General features: G+C 63.9%; 13 protein-coding genes and 1 tRNA gene. 12 read left to right on the forward strand and 2 right to left on the reverse strand.

Annotated features, from left to right (window positions below):
* Positions 1 to 99: 99 nt before the first annotated feature.
* On the reverse strand, positions 100 to 3,585 hold the full coding sequence (gene dnaE / locus CD04_RS0109505; RefSeq protein ID WP_051849257.1) for a DNA polymerase III subunit alpha: 3,486 nt from the start codon (positions 3,583 to 3,585) through the stop codon (positions 100 to 102).
* A 329-nt stretch (positions 3,586 to 3,914) separates the two neighbouring features.
* Between dnaE and CD04_RS0109510 the strand changes: the two genes are divergently transcribed.
* Both CD04_RS0109510 and CD04_RS0109515 read left to right on the forward strand, forming a co-directional pair.
* Positions 3,915 to 5,129, forward strand: coding sequence for a cation:proton antiporter (locus CD04_RS0109510; RefSeq protein WP_031406228.1), 1,215 nt, complete (start codon positions 3,915 to 3,917; stop codon positions 5,127 to 5,129).
* A 10-nt stretch (positions 5,130 to 5,139) separates the two neighbouring features.
* The gene (locus CD04_RS0109515; protein WP_031406230.1) at positions 5,140 to 6,288 is read left to right on the forward strand and encodes a YbdK family carboxylate-amine ligase; all 1,149 of its coding nucleotides are present in this window, start codon (positions 5,140 to 5,142) and stop codon (positions 6,286 to 6,288) included.
* Positions 6,289 to 6,297: 9 nt separating this feature from the next.
* Here CD04_RS0109515 and CD04_RS0109520 read toward each other — a convergent pair whose 3' ends face one another.
* Positions 6,298 to 8,085 (reverse strand): ATP-binding cassette domain-containing protein, encoded by a 1,788-nt coding sequence (locus tag CD04_RS0109520; RefSeq protein WP_231480516.1) that lies wholly within the window; start codon positions 8,083 to 8,085, stop codon positions 6,298 to 6,300.
* Positions 8,086 to 8,241: 156 nt separating this feature from the next.
* On the opposite strand from CD04_RS0109520, the gene CD04_RS0109525 reads away from it, so the two are divergent.
* The 10 genes from CD04_RS0109525 to CD04_RS0109570 all read left to right on the forward strand — a co-directional run bounded on the left by CD04_RS0109525 (position 8,242) and on the right by CD04_RS0109570 (position 17,306).
* Positions 8,242 to 9,465 (forward strand): O-antigen ligase, encoded by a 1,224-nt coding sequence (locus tag CD04_RS0109525; protein WP_081857878.1) that lies wholly within the window; start codon positions 8,242 to 8,244, stop codon positions 9,463 to 9,465.
* A complete protein-coding gene (locus tag CD04_RS0109530) occupies positions 9,465 to 10,376 on the forward strand; it encodes a glycosyltransferase family 2 protein (protein ID WP_231480517.1) in 912 nt (303 codons plus the stop codon). Before CD04_RS0109525 ends, CD04_RS0109530 begins: the two co-directional genes overlap by 1 nt.
* A 33-nt stretch (positions 10,377 to 10,409) precedes the next feature.
* Positions 10,410 to 11,222 (forward strand): glycosyltransferase family 2 protein, encoded by an 813-nt coding sequence (locus CD04_RS0109535; protein ID WP_051849065.1) that lies wholly within the window; start codon positions 10,410 to 10,412, stop codon positions 11,220 to 11,222.
* A 263-nt stretch (positions 11,223 to 11,485) separates the two neighbouring features.
* On the forward strand, positions 11,486 to 12,802 hold the full coding sequence (tolB, locus tag CD04_RS0109540; protein WP_031406240.1) for a Tol-Pal system beta propeller repeat protein TolB: 1,317 nt from the start codon (positions 11,486 to 11,488) through the stop codon (positions 12,800 to 12,802).
* Between the two features lie 154 nt (positions 12,803 to 12,956).
* Positions 12,957 to 13,499 carry an OmpA family protein gene (locus tag CD04_RS0109545; RefSeq protein ID WP_031406242.1) on the forward strand — a complete coding sequence of 181 codons (543 nt, stop codon included), beginning with the start codon at positions 12,957 to 12,959 and terminating at the stop codon, positions 13,497 to 13,499.
* Positions 13,496 to 14,317: a tol-pal system protein YbgF gene (ybgF, locus tag CD04_RS0109550; RefSeq protein ID WP_231480518.1), complete on the forward strand. Its 822-nt coding sequence runs from the start codon at positions 13,496 to 13,498 to the stop codon at positions 14,315 to 14,317. Before CD04_RS0109545 ends, ybgF begins: the two co-directional genes overlap by 4 nt.
* A gap of 7 nt (positions 14,318 to 14,324) precedes the next feature.
* Positions 14,325 to 15,035 carry a 7-cyano-7-deazaguanine synthase QueC gene (queC, locus tag CD04_RS0109555; protein WP_051849066.1) on the forward strand — a complete coding sequence of 237 codons (711 nt, stop codon included), beginning with the start codon at positions 14,325 to 14,327 and terminating at the stop codon, positions 15,033 to 15,035.
* Between the two features lie 195 nt (positions 15,036 to 15,230).
* The gene (locus tag CD04_RS0109560) at positions 15,231 to 16,346 is read left to right on the forward strand and encodes a YeeE/YedE family protein (protein ID WP_031406248.1); all 1,116 of its coding nucleotides are present in this window, start codon (positions 15,231 to 15,233) and stop codon (positions 16,344 to 16,346) included.
* Entirely contained in the window at positions 16,336 to 17,193 is an 858-nt protein-coding gene (locus CD04_RS0109565) for a ThiF family adenylyltransferase (protein WP_051849067.1), read from the forward strand. Before CD04_RS0109560 ends, CD04_RS0109565 begins: the two co-directional genes overlap by 11 nt.
* A gap of 37 nt (positions 17,194 to 17,230) precedes the next feature.
* Positions 17,231 to 17,306 (forward strand) — tRNA-Lys (locus CD04_RS0109570).
* Positions 17,307 to 17,378 lie beyond the last annotated feature (72 nt).

Raw genomic sequence — 17,378 nt, forward strand, 5'->3', positions numbered from 1 at the left:
CGCAGCGCCCCACTGCGGATGTCGCAGCTGGTCGAAGACCGCGCAGCCCGGCCTCGCCCGCCGGCGTTCAACAGAACCGCACACCGCGCGCGGTCGGCTCTAGTGCTGCATGCGCATGGCTGCTGCGCCGTCGGCGCTGTCGTAGACCACATGCACGCTTGCGTCCAGCGCCAGGCTGGCGAGCGCCGCGAGCACATCGTCGCCCGGGCGCAGACGCACGCGATCGAGCCGCAGCAGGGCTTCGGCGCCACCGCGTTCGACCTCGATGTCCAGGGGCAGGCCACCGTCGTCGCCCGCGGCATGCGCGCGCGTCAGATCAATCAGCGGCGCGGCATCGGCCAAACCGTTGATGCGCATGCGGATGCGTCGCCCAAGGCGCGCGCGGGCCTGCTCCAGGGTCCAGACGGCGTCGACGTTGAAGCGCAGGCCACCGCTGAAGCGGTCGTTCTGCGCCCGCCCCTGCATCACCAGCAGTTCGTCGTCGCGTAGCAGGGTGCGCACGGTGTCGAGCAGGCGCTCGTTCACCACGGTTTCCAGCATGCCGGAGCGGTCCTCGAGGGTGACGATGGCCACCCGTCCGCGCTGGCCCTGCACCACGCGCACCGCGGCGACAATCCCGGCGACGATCTGCGGCTCGCGCGCATCGGCCAGTTCAGCCAGCGAACGCGGCGCAAAACGGCGCACCTCGGTGGCATGGGCGTCGAACAAGTGGCCGCTGAGCACGAAGCCGATGGCGAGCTTTTCCTCGGACAGGCGCTTGCGCAAATCCCAGGGCGGATGCGGCTCAGGCTCGGGACTGCTCGCAACCGCCCCACCCGACTCGTTGAACAAACTGTCGAACAAGCCCGCCTGGCTTGCATGCTCGGCGCGTTGGGCGGCATGCTCCAGGGCCATGCCCACGGCGCCCATGAGCGTGGCGCGATTGGGGTCGAGGGAGTCAAAGGCGCCCGAGCGAATCAGCGCCTCAAGCACGCGGCGGTTGATCCGGGTGCGGTCCACGCGCGCAGCAAAGTCCATCAACGACGCAAACGGCGCGTCGCCACGTGCGTCCACGACCGCTTCGATGGCCGCCCGCCCCGTCCCCTTGATCGCTCCCAGCGCATAGCGGATGGTGTGCGCATCCACGGGGTCAAAGCGCCAGGAGCCAAGGTTCACATCCGGGGGCAGGAGCTTCAAGCCCATAACACGGGCATCGTCCACCAGCACCTTCAGCTTGTCGGTGTCGTCCAGCGCAACGCTCATGTTGGCGGCCATGAATTCCGCTGGGAAGTGCGCCTTGAGCCAAGCCGTTTGCACCGCCAGCAGGGCGTAGGCGGCTGCGTGCGATTTGTTGAAACCATAGCCGGCGAATTTCTCCATCAAGTCGAAGATCTCGTTCGCCTTGTCGGCGGCAATGCCGTTTTTTCCCGCCCCTTCAGCGAAGATGCCGCGATGCTTGGCCATCTCCTCGGGCTTTTTCTTGCCCATCGCGCGCCGCAGCAGGTCGGCGCCGCCGAGGGAGTAGCCGCCGATGACCTGTGCCACCTGCATGACCTGCTCCTGGTAGACCATGATGCCGTACGTCTCCTGCAGCACGGAGGCCATGCGCGGGTCCGGGTAGACAATGGGCTCGTTGCCCGCCTTGCGCTGGCAAAAGCTGGGGATCAGATCCATCGGGCCGGGACGGTACAAAGCCACAAGGGCAATGATGTCCTCGAAGCGGTCGGGCCTGGCCTCGCGCAACATGCCCTGCATGCCTCGCGATTCGAGCTGGAAGACGGCCACCGTGTCGCCGCGCGCCATGAGTTTGTACGTGGCCGGGTCGTCCAGCGGGATGTCGTCCAGCGTGAACTGCGCACGATCCGGGTGGTTGCGGCGGATATGCTGGGCGGCGAGCTCCAGGATGGTGAGCGTGGCCAGGCCCAGAAAGTCAAACTTCACCAGGCCGATGGCCTCCACGTCGTCCTTGTCGAACTGCGAGACCGCGTCCGTGCTCCCGGGTTGTGCGTAAAGCGGGCAGAAATCGGTGAGCTTGCCCGGCGCGATGAGCACGCCGCCCGCGTGCATGCCCACGTTGCGGGGCAGGCCTTCGAGCTGCTGAGCCAGGGTCAGCAGGTGGCGCACTTCCTCCTCCTGCTCCATGCGCTCCTTCAGTTGGGGCTCCACATCGATGGCCTGGGCAATGGTGATGTGCTGCCCGGGCTTGTTGGGAATGAGCTTGGCGAGCTGGTCGCAGAAGGTGTAGCCCAGCTCCTGCACCCGACCAACATCACGCAGGGCCGCGCGTGCGGCCAGCGTGCCGAACGTGGCGATCTGCGAGACGGCATCGACCCCGTACTTGTGCTTGACGTAATCGATCACCCGATCGCGGTTCTCCTGACAGAAGTCAATGTCGAAGTCGGGCATGGACACCCGTTCCGGGTTCAGGAATCGCTCGAAAAGAAGGTTGTACGCCAGCGGATCGAGATCGGTGATGCGCAGGCTGTATGCGACCAGTGAGCCGGCGCCCGAACCACGCCCCGGGCCCACGGGACAGCCGTTGTCCTTGGCCCAGTTGATGAAGTCGGCCACGATGAGAAAGTAGCCCTCGAAGCCCATCTTGGCAATCGTGCCGAGCTCGAACTCCAGTCGCTCAACGTAGCGCGCGCGCTGGGCTTCGCGCCGGGCGGCATCCGGATAGAGTTGTTGCAGGCGCCGCTCCAGGCCCTCATAGGACTGCGCGCGGAAAAACTCCGCCATGGCCATGCCCTGCGGCGTGGGGAAATCGGGCAGCTGCGGCTTGCCCAGCGTGAGAGTCAGGTTGCAGCGCTTGGCAATTTGCACCGTATTGGCGAGCGCCGATGGGATATCGGCGAACAAGTCGTGCATTTCGGCCTGGGTCTTGAAATATTGGTCAGGCGTGAAATGCCGCTGGCGGCGCGGGTTGCCCAAGGTCTCACCCTCGGCGATACACACACGCGCCTCGTGCGCCTCGAAGTCCGCGGCCTCCAGAAATTGCACGGGGTGCGTAGCCACCACCGGAAGGCCGAGTTCGGCAGCGAGTCGCACCGTCGCAACAACATGGCGTGCACATTCGGCATGGCCGCTGCGCTGCAATTCGAGATAAAAACGGCTGGGAAACACCGCGGCATGGCGCTGCGCCAGGCTCCGCGCACGCGCCTGATCCCCTGCCAAAAGCGCCTGCCCGATGGCGCCGCCGCGCGCACCGCACAGCGCGATCAGCCCCTCGCCCAACCCCTCCTGCTCCAGCCACGCCCACTGAATTTCCGCCTGGCCGTTGCGCTGACCTTCGAGCCACGCCCGACTCAGCAAGGTGCACAGGTTGAGGTAGCCCTGGCGGTTCGTCGCCAGCAGCAGCAGTCCGGTTGCGCCTGCCAGGCGCGCGGTGTCGTCAGGCGCCACCCGCACGTCGCAGCCGATGATCGGCTTGACGCCGGCCTCTCGTGCCTCGGTGTAGAAGCGCACCGCAGCAAAGAGGTTGTTCAGATCGGTGATCGCGAGCGCCCCCTGGCCATCCGCCCGGGCTGTCGCAACGGCCGCCTCGACCCGCAGGCTGCCGTCGACGATGGAGAACTCGGTATGGGTGCGCAGGTGGACGTAAGACATGCCTGCATTGTAGGAAGCCAGGGGTTGGCTGAAGCCCTTGACAAACACCCGTGCGCTCTTGGCGCGAATTCCAACTTCGTTCTAGAGCGTTGATTTTCATCGACTTTCATGAATGCAAGGGCTGCTCCTGCACCGATACTCGCCTGCCTATAATCGTTTGAGCTTCACTGCGCGGTCGTGCCCGACCCACACGCCTCGAGCTGGCACGTGCCGAGCACGCGTGGCGCCCGAAGTTTTCTCGCGTCCTGCGCGGGCAGTGCCCGCCGCGACGTGGTAGCCAGGAAGCACCTGGCCACCGTTCTGACACCACCAGCAGGCCCCAAGAACCGATGCCCGACTTTCACGCCCTGCCCGCGATTTCCCTGCATGCCGACGGCGTTCTGTGGGTGGGCCTCGCGTTGGTGCTGGCCACGCTCATGGGCGAATCGGTGTTCCGCTTCCTGCGCTGGCCACGGCTCATCGGCTACACGGCGGCTGGACTGGTCATTGCTGCAGGCGGGGGTGGCCTGCAGGCCATGGCCTTGCAGCCCGGCGCTCGTGCGATCGTGGACGCCGCTCTGGCCGTGCTGCTGTTCGAGATCGGGCACCGCGTGAATCTGCGCTGGCTCCTCACCAATCGGTGGTTGATGTTCATCAGCTTGGGCGAATGGACGCTGGCACTCGCGGCGATGTGGGCTGTGCTGGGTCTGCTCGGTCTTGGTGGGCTGCATGGCCTGGCCACGGCTGCAGCCCTCGCCTGCACGGCGCCCGCCGTGGCGCTGCGCCTGAGTGGCGAGTTCAACGCCAAGGGCCAGGTCACCGAACGCCTGCTTCTCGTTTCGGCCCTGGGCACCATCCTGTCCATCCTCGCCGTGGGCGTGCTCACCGGCTGGCTGGGCGCGCAAGCCAGCGCCCATTGGTGGAACGCATTGCTGCAACAGGCCTATGCAATCGGTGGTGCGGTGCTGGCAGCCGGCGTTCTGGCCTGGGCCGTGCACTGGGTGGAGCGCCATTTCGATTTCGCCGACGAAGGCGCCGCGCTGCTGTTGGTAGGGCTGATCCTGCTGGTGCTGTCCATCACGCGCATGATGCAATGGTCCACCCTGCTCACGCCCGTGCTGGCCGGTCTGCTGCTGCGCGCGCGCAGTCAGCGCCCACGCGTGTGGCCCCGGCACTTCGGCACCGCAGGGGGAGTTCTGGTTGTGCTGCTGTTTCTGATCCTGGGCCTGAGCCTGAACTGGGCAGCGCTGGCCAGCGGCATGATCGCGGGTTTGCTGCTGGCTGCCGTGCGCGCGCTCGCCAAGCTCGGGGTGCCCGTCCTGCTCGGCCGCCCATCAGGCTTGAGCTGGAGGCAATCCACCGCGCTGGGATTGACGCTGAACCCCGCAGCCGGCGTGAGCTTCGTGCTGCTGTTGAACCTGGCGCAGGCCGTGCCGGATTTTCCGCATGCCCTGATCGCCTCGGCCTTTGCGGCCATTGTCGTCCTGGAGCTGGGGGGCACGCTGCTGGCACGCTGGGCGCTGGGCCGCTCGGGCGATATTGCCGCCGTACGCAAGGCACCCTGAGGAGGACGCGATGAGTCTGGGACCGTTTTCGCAGTCGGACGCTCTGTCCATCGGGATTGAGCTGGAGCTGCAGATCGTCAGCCGCCACAATTACGACCTCATGCCCTGCGCACCCGACCTGCTGCGCTTGCTTGAGGGCCGCAAGCTTCCTGGGCTGGTGACCCCGGAGATGACCGAAAGCATGATCGAACTCTCCACCGGCATCTGCACGGGCTATGAGGATGCGCTGGCCCAACTGGGGGAGATTCAAGGCGCCCTCGTGGAAGCGGCCAGCCGGCTTGACGTGGGACTGGCTGGTGGCGGCACGCACCCCTTCCAGCACTGGGCGCAGCAACGCATCTTTGACAAGCCGCGCTTTTTGCAGCTCTCGGAGCTTTATGGGTATCTGAGCAAACAGTTCACCGTATTCGGCCAGCACGTGCACCTGGGCTGCCCGAGCGCGGACGACGCGCTCTACACGCTGCACTGCATGTCGCGCTTCATTCCCCACTTCATTGCGCTGTCAGCATCCTCGCCCTACGTGCAGGGTGAGGACACGGGGTTTCACTCGGCCCGCCTGAACTCGGTATTTGCCTTTCCGCTGTCGGGTCGTGCGCCTTTCGTGCTGACCTGGGACGACTTCGAGCGCTACTTCGAAAAAATGACCGCCACCGGCGTGGTCAAAAGCATGAAGGATTTCTACTGGGACATCCGCCCCAAGCCCGAGTACGGCACGATCGAGGTCCGGGTGATGGATACGCCGCTGACGATCTCCAAGGCGGCGCGCATTGCGGCCTATATCCAGACGCTGGGCCGTTTCATCCAGATCGAGCGCCCCTACACGCCGCAGGATGATGATTACCTCGTTTACACGTTCAACCGTTTCCAGGCCTGCCGCTTCGGCTTCGATGGCACGTTTGTCGACCCGGCCACGCGTGAGCACCGCACCCTGCGCGAAGATCTGGTGCGCACGCTGGTCAAGCTCGAAGATCACGCGGTAGTGCTCAAGTCCGACACGGCCTTGCGCGAACTCCTGGCCGATGTGAGCGCGCGTGGCAACGACGCGCAGTGGATCCGCGAGACGTTCGCGCGGGAAAAGCATTTGCCGGAAGTTGTCAGGCAGCAGTGCGGGCGGTGGATGGATCGTCCGCGCGAAATTTTGCAGCGCGCAGAGGCCTGAACCGGGCGCTCAGTTCCCGCCAGCCCACTCACGCGCTTGCTGGCCGGCGAATTGCATGCGGTGCAGTTGCGCGTACAAGCCGCCCTGCGCCAGCAACTCCGACTGCGAGCCCAGTTCCACCAGGCGCCCCTGATCGAGCACCGCAATGCGATCACAGTGGGCGATGGTCGCCAGACGGTGCGCGATCACAATGGTCGTGCGGCCCTGCATCAGCCGATCGACCGCCTGCTGCACCAGCCGCTCGCTCTCGGCATCGAGCGCACTGGTGGCCTCGTCGAGGATCAGGAGCGGTGCATCACGATACAGCGCGCGAGCAATCGACAGGCGCTGGCGCTGCCCACCGGAGAGTTTCGAGCCATTGTGGCCAACCTCGGCGTTCATCCCTCCCGGCAGGCCGCGCACGAAATCGGACAGGGCGGCGGCCTCCAGCGCCGCCCAGGCACGTGCTTCGTCGACCGGCTCCCCGAAGCTCACGTTGGCGGCAACGCTGTCGTTGAGCAGCATCACGTCCTGTCCAACGTAGGCGATCTGCTGACGCAGGCTGTGCAGACGCCAGTCACGCAGAGGTATCCCGTCAAGTAACAGGCGACCGGACGTGGGCTCGAGAAGGCGCGGCACCAGACGCATCAACGTCGTCTTGCCGGCTCCCGAGGGACCCACCAGAGCCAGGCTCTCGCCCGCACGCACGTGCAGGCTCACGCCGTCGAGCACCGGGCGATCGAGCGCGCCAATGCGAACCGTCACGTTGTCGAAGACCAGGTCACCACGCACGCGCCCCGTCTCGAAGGTCCCGGTATCGAGCTCTGCAGGCGTATCCACGATGCCGCGCAAGCGCTCCAGGGAACTGAGCGCACGCATCATCGGCTGCACGATGTCCGACACGCGGCGCAGAGGCGACAGCGTCATCAGCATGGCGGTGATGAACGACACGAAACCGCCCACGCTGTGATGGCCGGAAAGATCGCTCTGGTGCAGGGCGTAGACCATCACCACCGACACGGCCAAGGCTGAAAGCCACTGCGAAACCGGCGTGGTGGACGATCCGGACACCAGCGTCTTCACCGTGGTGCGGCGCAGATACTGATTGATGGCATCGAATCGGGCGGCAAACCCGCTCTGCGCGTTGTGCACGCGAATCACCGGCGCGGCGAGCATCCCTTCTTCCAGCGCATAGGCGGTCTCCTCCGCAGCCTTTTGCATCTGCGCATTCAGCCGCTTCGCGCGCCGACTGATGAGCCGCATGGTGAACAGCAGGGGCATCAGAATGGCCAGGGTCAGCAGCGTGAGACTCCAGTTCAGCCACAGCAGGTAGCCAAACAAGGCCACCAGTGTGAAACTGTCGCGTACCAGGGTGAGCAGCCCGGGGAAGATCATCCCCAAAGCCAGTTGCGCCTCGTACACGGCGGCACCGATGAGGCTGCTGGCGCTTTCGCGCTGCAGCGCAGCGAGCTGCGCATGCACAATCTGGCTATAGACCAGCGAGCGCACCCGCGCCAACACGTTTTGCGTGAGCCATTGTGTGAGAAACTGCGACCCCAGCCACGCCAGCCCGCGTGCCGTGAACAGCCCAAGCAGGACGGCAGGGACCGCCCATAGCGGGAAGTCGCGCTTGGGCGTGAATCCAACATCCAGCACGTGCTTCATCAGCGCTGGCAGCACGGGTTCGGTGGCGGCCACAATGGCCGCGAAAAGCACGATGAGCAGCGCAGCCGCGCGATTGCGGGGGTTGGCCAGGAAAAGTTGCCACAAAAGCTGGCGCGATCCCGCTGTGTTCGACTGATTTGGGGAAGTTGTCAATTGACTGAGACCGAAAACGCTGAAGCCCATTCGCCCATCCGTGCGCCTCGCGGCGCAACGGGTGGGCCCACCGCGCGCATCCTAGCCCCTAACGGGAGCCCGCTGAGCGAGGCCGTCACGGCGCGTTGGCTTGGGTGGACCATCGCGGCTCTTTTAATGGCTTATCCAACCCTTATGCTGGTTGTGCCCGGCGCGGTCAATACAGCCTTTGCGCTTCTCTTGGTGCTGAGCCTTGGGATCTTGGCTTCGGGGTGGCGCCACGGCAGTGGCAGAGAGGTCGCCGCCGATGCGCGGCGCGCCTCACTCCCAGCGACTTGGGGCTGGGCATTCAGCTTGGCCATGCTTGCATTGCCGGTTTCGATTTTTCTCAGTCAGGTTGCGAATCAGCGTTGGGGGTGGCCCTATTACGACGCGGCATCACGCTTCCTGTTCTCCGTTCCGGTCTTCTTTGCGCTTCGCCGCGTCGCTCCCAAATACCTGCGCCCACTCCAATACGGCTTGATCGCCGGCGCCCTTGTCGCGGCTTTTGCCATCACGTACATAGCGAGGGACTGGGGCAATGGGCGTTTGGGCACCAGTTTTCTCAATCCGATCCACTTTGGCGATCTGGCCTTGACCCTTGGCATGCTGGCAGCCTTTAGCATCGACTGGGGCACCCGTGACACACATTGGATGCGGGCATTGAAAATTTGCGCCCTTTTGGCCGGCCTGTATGCGTCCATGAAAACCGGGGCGCGTGGCGGCTGGGCGGCCATACCCCTGTTTGTGGCGCTATGGCTTTGGTTTCAGAGAAAAAGCCTGCCGCCATCCAGGCTGGCCTGGTACGCCGCCGCTGCATGCGTGCTGGCCATCGCCAGCTACCTGTTGCTTCCGGAGGTGCACCACCGGATCGACATGATTGAGGCAAACCTCGCTGCGTATCAAGGCGGCCAGGACAACACCTCACTCGGGATCCGCTTTCAACTGTGGCGGGCGGCACTCTTGATTTTCGAGCAGCACCCATGGCTGGGCGTTGGGATGGGTGGTTTCAAGGCGCTCATGCCGGCGATGCAAAAGGCCGGCGTGCTCACTCCACTTGCAGCCGCGCTCGGGGAAGGAGAGGTGCATAGTGAAATGCTGTCAAGGCTCTGTCAACTCGGCATTTTGGGGTTGGCTGCCATTGTCAGCGTGTATGCGCTGCCCGCCCTGATGTTCGCTCGGCGCCCATTCAGGGGCTCTGCCTTCCGGATCCGAAGCGCCCAGATGGGAATGGTCTTGATTGGCGTCTTTTTCGTGTATGGGTTAAGTGTCGAGACCTTTGACTTAACCATGACGGCTGCTTTTTATGCGCTCACGACGGCGATTTTGCTCGCGTCAACTCACAATGAAAATAATTCGTAGTGAACATCAATATGTTTAGCATCCTCATTCCGACTTGGAACAATCTGGAGTTTCTTCAATTATGTGTGGCCAGCATACGAAAGAACTCGGCATTCCCGCACGAGATCCTGGTGCACGTCAATGACGGAGGCGACGGGACATTGGAGTGGGTCAAGAGTGAAGGTCTCCGGCATACCCACTCCACGCATAATGCGGGCATCTGCCTGACCGTGAATGGCCTCGCGGGTATGGCCACACAACCATGGCTCGTTTATATGAACGATGACATGATCTGCTGTCCAGGCTGGGATACGGCATTTGCCAATGCCATTGATGCATCCGACACGGATTTGATTTTTCTGTCGTCGACGCTCATTGAACCAACGGACACCAAGAATCCGGTTGTGATCGTGGGGGATTTTGGCACCTCGCCGGACAATTTCGACGAGGATCGACTTCTGAAGGATTACATGAATATGGACCGCCCCGATTTATTGGGGCATGGTTCACAACCGACCCTGGTCAGCAAGCGTTGGTGGCATATGGTCGGAGGATACAGTCTTGAGTTTAGCCCGGGCATGAGTTCCGATGACGATTTATTGATGAAATTCTGGGTGGCGGGATGTCGCACATTCAAGGTTCTGGGCAAGAGTCGGGTTTACCATTTCTCCTGCCGCAGCACCGGGCGTGTTCGAAAGAATAAAGGAGCCCGCACCTTCGTCACCAAATGGGGCATTACACAAGGCGAGTTTAAGAAAATGTTTCTCGAGCAATCGGGAAATCCATCTGGAAATGCGCCCGCGTTTCCACAGAGCACGAGACTTGGCCGATTTAAGCGCGCGGTCTATGGCCTGAGTGGCGATTTTCCGCTGGGTGACATTCGCGCCTGGGATGCGGCTCCTGGATTGCACTTCTCCAAAGAGCATGATTGAGGGACTCCTGCGCAGCACGCAGCCGAAAACGTCGTGAGCACCAACACTGCGACCGCAGTTTCCGCAATCCTCATCACGCGCAACGAAGCCCATAACCTGCCCGCTTGCCTCGCGGGTCTGGCATGGTGCGACGAGATCGTGGTGCTCGACAGCGGCAGCACGGACGAAACCGTCGAGATCGCCCGCCGCGCGGGCGCTCGGGTCCAGACAAGCAGCGACTGGCCGGGTTTCGGCCCGCAAAAAAACCGCGTACTCGAACTCGCCCGCTGCGACTGGGTGCTATCCGTCGATGCCGACGAGCGCGTGACCCCAGAGCTTGCCGCGGAAATTCGCGCGACCATCGCCGGTGCAGACCCCTGCAACGCCTATGCCATTGCGCGCCTGTCCAGCTATTGCGGACAGTTCATGCGTCATGGCGGCTGGTATCCAGACCGCGTCGTGCGGCTTTTCAAGCGCGGCACGGCACGCTTTTCTGATGACATCGTCCATGAATCGGTCCAGACCCATGGGCGTGTTGGCCGACTTCGGGAAGACCTTCTGCACATCAGCTACCGCAGCTTCGAAGATGTGCTGGACAAGATGAACCACTATTCCACGGCCGGCGCGAGCAAGGCCGCCGCCCGGGGCCGCTCGAGCAATCTGCTCTCGGCGTGGCTGCACAGCCGCTGGGCCTTCATCCGCGCCTACATTCTGCGTCTGGGTTTTTTGGATGGCCGCCTCGGGTACGTGCTCGCCTGCTCCATTGCGCACGAGACTTGGTATCGTTACGTCAAGCTCTGGCACCGACCCCACGAAAACCTGTTAAAGGACACCCTGGATGCAGCACCTCGGACCGAACGCCGCTGAACACCGTCAAGGTGCCACGGTCCATCCATCACGTGCGCGTGATGACGATTGGAGTAACCTCGGCGTGCGTTGCGGCTCGAAGCCGGATGGAGGTGCCGTCCGACCCGCGCGTCTTGCTTGTCACGTAGCATTCCTTAACCGATCCGGTCCGTGCCCCTGCGTAGAATTTTTGATTCTTGATCGACCACGTTGGGACATGTGCCGATCGCATTGTCCATGACGCCTTCATGGCCCCGAGGCCTGCGCCTCTTTGACCCTCTCTCATGAAACGACGCCACTTTCTGCTCAATAGCCTTGCCAGTCCCTGGCTGCGTCCTGTTGGCGCTGCTGCGGCCTCGTTCGCCATTCCCACCTTGGCCCGTGCCCAGTTCAAGATCGACGTCTCGGGCATTGGCGCCACACAAATTCCGGTGGCCATTGCCCCGTTCAAGGGACAGGAAGCATGTGGTCAGCCGATCGCCGACATCATCCGGGCCGACCTCACACGCAGTGGCCAGTTTCGTACCTCCAACCTGGGTGGCGCTGCGCTCACCGAGCAGGGGCCGCCCAATTACGCGGCGTGGCGCACCCAAGCGCTGGAAGCGGTTGCCGGCGGAAGCGTCGCGTCGCAAGGACCTGGCCGGTGGATGATCCGTTTCCGACTGTGGGACGCCGTCAAGCAAGCCGACATGGGCGGTGAGGTCTACCAGGTCGTCACCGGTGACTTGCGCCTGGCAGCGCACCGCATTGCGGACTTCATCTACCAGAAGCTCACGGGTCAACGAGGGGTGTTTGCCACGCGCATTGCTTACATCAGCAAGGCAGGCCAGCACAACTTTGGCCTCGTGGTGGCCGATAGCGACGGCGAGAACGCACGCGCCGCGCTGCGCAGCCGCGAGCCCCTGCTGTCACCGGTGTGGGCGCCCGACGGCGGCAGCCTGGCCTACGTCTCCTTCGAAACCGGCAAGCCTGTCGTGTTCATCCAGGACATTCGCAATGGCGCGCGCCGTGCCGTCGCCAACTTCCGAGGCAGCAACAGCGCACCGGCCTTTTCGCCGGACGGCCACACCATGGCGGTCGTGCTCACACTCGCTGGGCGCTCGCAAATCTATGTGCTGCCGCGCACAGGTGGTCAGCCACGCCAGCTCATGCACAGCGGCTCCATCGACACCGAGCCCGTGTTCGCGCCCGACGGCAAGAGCCTTTATTTTGTCAGTGACCGCGACGGCTCCCCGCAAATCTACGTTGTGGGCATCAACGGCGGTGGCGTGCGGCGCCTGACCTTTTCGGGAAGCTACAACGTCAGTCCTGCGATCAGCGCCGACGGCAAGAATCTCGCCTACATCTCGCAGCAGGGCAACAACTTTGAGCTCTGGGTGCAGGATCTGCAATCCGGCAACACCCGCGCCTTGGGGAATGGCACCGACGATGGTCATCCGAGCTTCGCCCCAAACGGGCAGATCCTGCTGTACTCGGCGCGTGAAGGTGGCTCCGAGGTCCTGAAAACCGTGTCACTCGACGGCAGTGTGCGCACCACGCTGGCCGCCGCCGGCCTGCAGGTGCGCGAGCCCTCGTGGGGCCCGTGGACGCCAGGCAACTAACCGCGTGCACAAACGCAAGTTGTTACACGCGGGGGCTTCGCAATGTCATCATCCGCCTGCATCATTCATGGTTGAGCTTTTGCTTGTTTTTTGATGGGTCAAACCCCTTTCCCCCTTTCCTTCACATCCAACCCCTGACTTTCGGAGAACCACGATGAACCACCGCTCTGCCCTTTTGCTGACCGCACTCGCCGCGGCGCTTACCCTGGGCGGCTGCGCCTCGGGCGTCAAGATGAACAAGGCCCCGGTCGGATCCAAGACGGCCGAGCCGGCCAATGCCAACGGCGCGAACGCGCAAGGCGCCGGCCAAAGCCAGGTCGCCGCAGTGCAGGCTCCGGCGGAAACCAATGCAGGTCCCGGCCCCGACGTGCCCAAGAGCGTGTACTTTGCCTTCAACAGCTACGTCGTGGACGGCAAATACCGCCCCGTGCTCGAGAACAACGCGCAGTATCTGAGCACGCACCCGGCCGCGCATGTGCAGCTTCAGGGCAACACGGATGCTCGTGGCAGCCGCGAGTACAACCTGGCGCTTGGCCAAAAACGCGCTGACGCTGTGATGAAGGGCATGGAACTGCTGGGCGCCAAACCCAGCCAGATGGAGGCCATCAGCTTCGGCAAGGAAAAGCCCAAGGCCCTGGGCACGACCGAGGCCGATTACGCTGAAAACCGCCGTGTGGACATCGTTTATCAGAAATGATGCAGCAAACCGCCACTGACATGCCCTGCCTTGCAGGGCTTTCCAGGCTGCGCCGCGCGGCCCCGACCCTCCTGCTCAGCCTCGGGCTGGGCCTGGGTTGGGCGTCGCAGGCCCGGGCCGACATGTTCCCGGACAACGAAGCGCGTCGGGCCATTCTCGACCTGCGCGGCCAGATCGCGCAAAATCAGCAGAGCAACCAGGCTCAATTGACCCAGCAAGGGCAGCAGATCCAGCAGATCCGCAGCTCCTTGCTCGACCTGTCCAACCAGATCGAGCAACTCAAGAGCGAGATTGCGCAGTTGCGCGGCCAGCAAGATACGACCACGCAACAGCTCAACGACACCATTGCAAAGGTTGCGGCAAGTCAGAAGGACCTGACCCAGCGCATGGCCCCGCTGGAGCCGGTCACGGTGCAAATTGGCGGCAAGGCCTACACCGTGCAGCCGCCTGAAAAGGCAGCCTACGATCAGGCGCTCGGCGCCTTCCGCAATTCGGATTTTGCCGGTGCGAGCACCCAGTTCAAGGCCTTCCTGGGCCAATACCCATCCAGCGCCTACGCGCCTGAGGCGCAATACTGGCTGGCCAACTCCTTGTACGCGCAAAAACAATACAAGGATGCCATCGCCGCATTCAAGGCACTGATCAACGGCTACCCCAATAGCACCCGCATTCCCGAGTCGCTGCTCGGCCTGGCCAATTGCCAGGTGGAGATGCGCGAGGTACAGGCGGCGAGAGTCACCCTGCGCAAGCTGATGCACGATTACCCGCAGTCTGAGGCTGCGCAGGCCGCCAAGGACAGGCTGGCCAAGCTGCGTTGACGGTCTGATGTTGCAGGGATTTGCGAAAGCGGCTGCGAATCCAGCAGCCGTCGTTCTGCTTTCCGGTGGGCTCGACTCCGCCACGGTGTTGGCGCAAGCGCGTGAGATGGGCTTTGCCTGCCATGCGCTGTCGCTGAACTACGGCCAGCGGCACAGCGCAGAACTCGACGCAGCGCGCCGCATCGCCCAAGCGCTCGGCGCCGTGCGACACGAGATCATCGATCTCGACCTGGCGCGCTTCGGCGGCTCGGCCCTGACCGACCGTGCGCTGGCCGTTCCCACCGCCGGCCAGCAGGCCGGCATCCCGGTGACCTACGTTCCCGCGCGCAACACCGTGATGCTGGCGCTGGCCCTTTCCTGGGCGGAAGCGCTGGGCGCGCGCGATCTTTTCTACGGCGCCAATGCGGTTGACTACTCGGGCTACCCGGACTGCCGGCCAGCGTTCGTCGAAGCCTTCGAGCGCCTGGCCAATCTCGCGACGAAGGCCGGCGTCGAACAGGGCAACATTCACGTTCACGCGCCCATCATCGACATGAGCAAGGCCGAGATCATTCGCGAGGGTCTGCGCCTTGGCGTGGATTTCGCCCTCACGGTGAGTTGTTACCAGGCCGACAACCAAGGCCGCGCCTGCGGCCGCTGCGATTCCTGCCGCATCCGTGCTGCGGGCTTCGCCGAAGCCGGTTTGGCGGATTCGACGCGTTACCAGCCAGGCGCCTAAAACCGCAGGTGCGGGCCCGGCGCGTGCGCGCCCCGGATTCCTTCGGTCGGGATTTTGTTTATCCTCGAGCGTTGCGTGGGCGTGCCACAGCGCCGTGCGCGTGGGACAATGCCTCATTCACGGGCACATGGCGCGCGCAATCCGACAATGGTGCGCGCCTCCCGCTCTCGCAACCTTCATCGGCTCCTTACCATCTTGCAGGATCTTTCTGTTTCCGCCCTCAACACCACGGTGCTGTGGTGGACCTTTGCGCTGAGCGCTGTGTTCGGCGCCGTGATGCACCGCACCCAGTTCTGCACCATGGGGTCGGTTGCCGACATCATCAACTTCGGCGACTGGACTCGCATGCGCATGTGGGCCCTTGCCATCGCGACTGCCCTGCTCGGGACCAGCATCTTCGCGGCGCTGGGCCTCATCAACACCGACCAGACCATTTACACCAGCAACCGCGTGTTGTGGCTGTCGGCGCTCGTGGGAGGCGCCATGTTTGGCTTCGGCATGGTTCTGGCCTCGGGCTGCGGCAGCAAGACCCTGGTGCGCCTTGGCTCTGGCAGCCTCAAGGCCTTGGTGGTGTTCGTGATGCTGGGCATCGGCGCCTACGCCACGCTGCGCGGCATCACGGCCGAGCCGCGGGTGTACCTTCTTGACCGCGTGGCCGTGCCGCTTTCCGGCCCGCAGGATCTGCCCTCGCTGCTGGCGCGCCACACGTCCATCACCCGCTCCGCATGGCTTCTGGTGTTGGGCATCGGCGCTTCGCTGGCGATTGGCGCATGGGCATTGTGGCCCCGCGAAGCGAGGACCCCGCGGCATCTGCTGGGCGGCTTCGGCATCGGCGCGATGGTGGTTGCGCTGTGGTGGGTATCCGGGCATGTCGGCTTTGTCGCGGAAGACCCGCAGACCCTGCAGCACGCCTACGTTGGCAGCGTCGGCAACAGCATGGAGTCGTTCACGTTCGTTGCGCCAGTGGCCTACACGCTGTACTGGTTCCTGATGTACAGCGACGCCAGCAATGTGCTCAACATCGGCATTGTCTCGGTGTTCGGCGTCATCGCAGGTGCGGCGCTGCACGCGCTTGCAACCCGGCGTTTTCGCTGGGAGGGTCTGGCAGGGTTGGAAGATACTGCCAACCACATGACGGGCGGTCTCTTCATGGGAATCGGCGGCGTCACTGCCATGGGGTGCACGATCGGCCAGGGGATCACCGGTGTCTCCACACTGTCCATCACGAGCTGGATTGCACTGGCATCGATCATCGCCGGCGCGGTGCTCGGCGTGAAATATCAGGCCTGGAGACTTGATCGTGCAGGCTGACGCCCTGGTCGTGTCTGGCCTGCTTAGCAGTGAGCCGGCACCTGATCTCGAGCGTCGCTTCGGTGGCGTGACGCGGCTTTACGGGGCTGATGCCGCCGAGCGCATCACTGCTGCGCACGTCGTCGTGGTCGGTGTCGGCGGTGTCGGGTCCTGGGCGGCCGAGGCGCTGGCGCGCAGCGGCGTCGGGCATCTCACGCTCATCGACCTCGACCATGTCGCGGAATCCAACATCAATCGCCAAAGCCAGGCGCTGGGTTCGACCCTCGGCATGGCCAAGGTGCGCGCCCTAGCGCTGCGCATCGCCGATATCAATCCCCATTGCGTGGTGCATGAGGTGGAAGAGTTCGCCAGCCCGGAGAACGTCGCAGACCTTCTCCCCGCCACCGCGCAGACCATTCTGGACTGCTGCGACCAGGCTCGGACCAAAGCTGCCATTGCCGCGCACGCGCAGCGCGCCGGCGTGCCCGTCGTGCTGGCTGGCGCCGCCGGTGGCAAGCGCCATCCGCAGCAGGTTCAGGTGCTGGATCTGTCTGAGGTGCGCCATGACCCCCTCCTGGCGAAGGTACGCTACCGCCTGCGCCGCGCCTTTGGCGCGCCGCGTAGCGGCACCATGCAGCTGCCCTGCGTGTGCTCCGCCGAGCCCGTGCGCAGTTCCCTGCAGATCAGTTGCGACATCGAGCAAACACACCAGGGTCTGAACTGCGCGGGCTACGGCTCGAGCGTGATGGTCACCGCGACATTCGGCATGGTCGCAGCCAGTCTCGCGCTGGATGCGTCAATCCGCGCGGGTCGACCGACGCGCAAACGCCGGCATCCGGACGCGGTCCCTGCCAGCACTCAGGTGTAAAGGGCACGCATTCCAGTTTGCTATGATTGCGCGTTTTGGGTCGTTAGCTCAGTCGGTAGAGCAGCGGACTTTTAATCCGTTGGTCGCGCGTTCGAGTCGCGCACGACCCACCAAATGTGAAAGCCCGTGATTGCGTTCGGCAATCACGGGCTTTTTTCGTCGCGCTCACGCCGGGCAGGGGCGCG

The organism is Thiomonas sp. FB-Cd (assembly GCF_000733775.1).
Taxonomy (GTDB): domain Bacteria; phylum Pseudomonadota; class Gammaproteobacteria; order Burkholderiales; family Burkholderiaceae_C; genus Thiomonas_A.

Coding starts and splice junctions, on each gene's coding strand:
- dnaE (WP_051849257.1), bottom strand. CDS start 3,585: ATGTCTTACGTCCACCTGCGCACCCATACCGAGTTCTCCATCGTCGAC.
- CD04_RS0109510 (WP_031406228.1), top strand. CDS start 3,915: ATGCCCGACTTTCACGCCCTGCCCGCGATTTCCCTGCATGCCGACGGC.
- CD04_RS0109515 (WP_031406230.1), top strand. CDS start 5,140: ATGAGTCTGGGACCGTTTTCGCAGTCGGACGCTCTGTCCATCGGGATT.
- CD04_RS0109525 (WP_081857878.1), top strand. CDS start 8,242: ATGGCTTATCCAACCCTTATGCTGGTTGTGCCCGGCGCGGTCAATACA.
- tolB (WP_031406240.1), top strand. CDS start 11,486: ATGAAACGACGCCACTTTCTGCTCAATAGCCTTGCCAGTCCCTGGCTG.
- CD04_RS0109545 (WP_031406242.1), top strand. CDS start 12,957: ATGAACCACCGCTCTGCCCTTTTGCTGACCGCACTCGCCGCGGCGCTT.
- ybgF (WP_231480518.1), top strand. CDS start 13,496: ATGATGCAGCAAACCGCCACTGACATGCCCTGCCTTGCAGGGCTTTCC.
- queC (WP_051849066.1), top strand. CDS start 14,325: ATGTTGCAGGGATTTGCGAAAGCGGCTGCGAATCCAGCAGCCGTCGTT.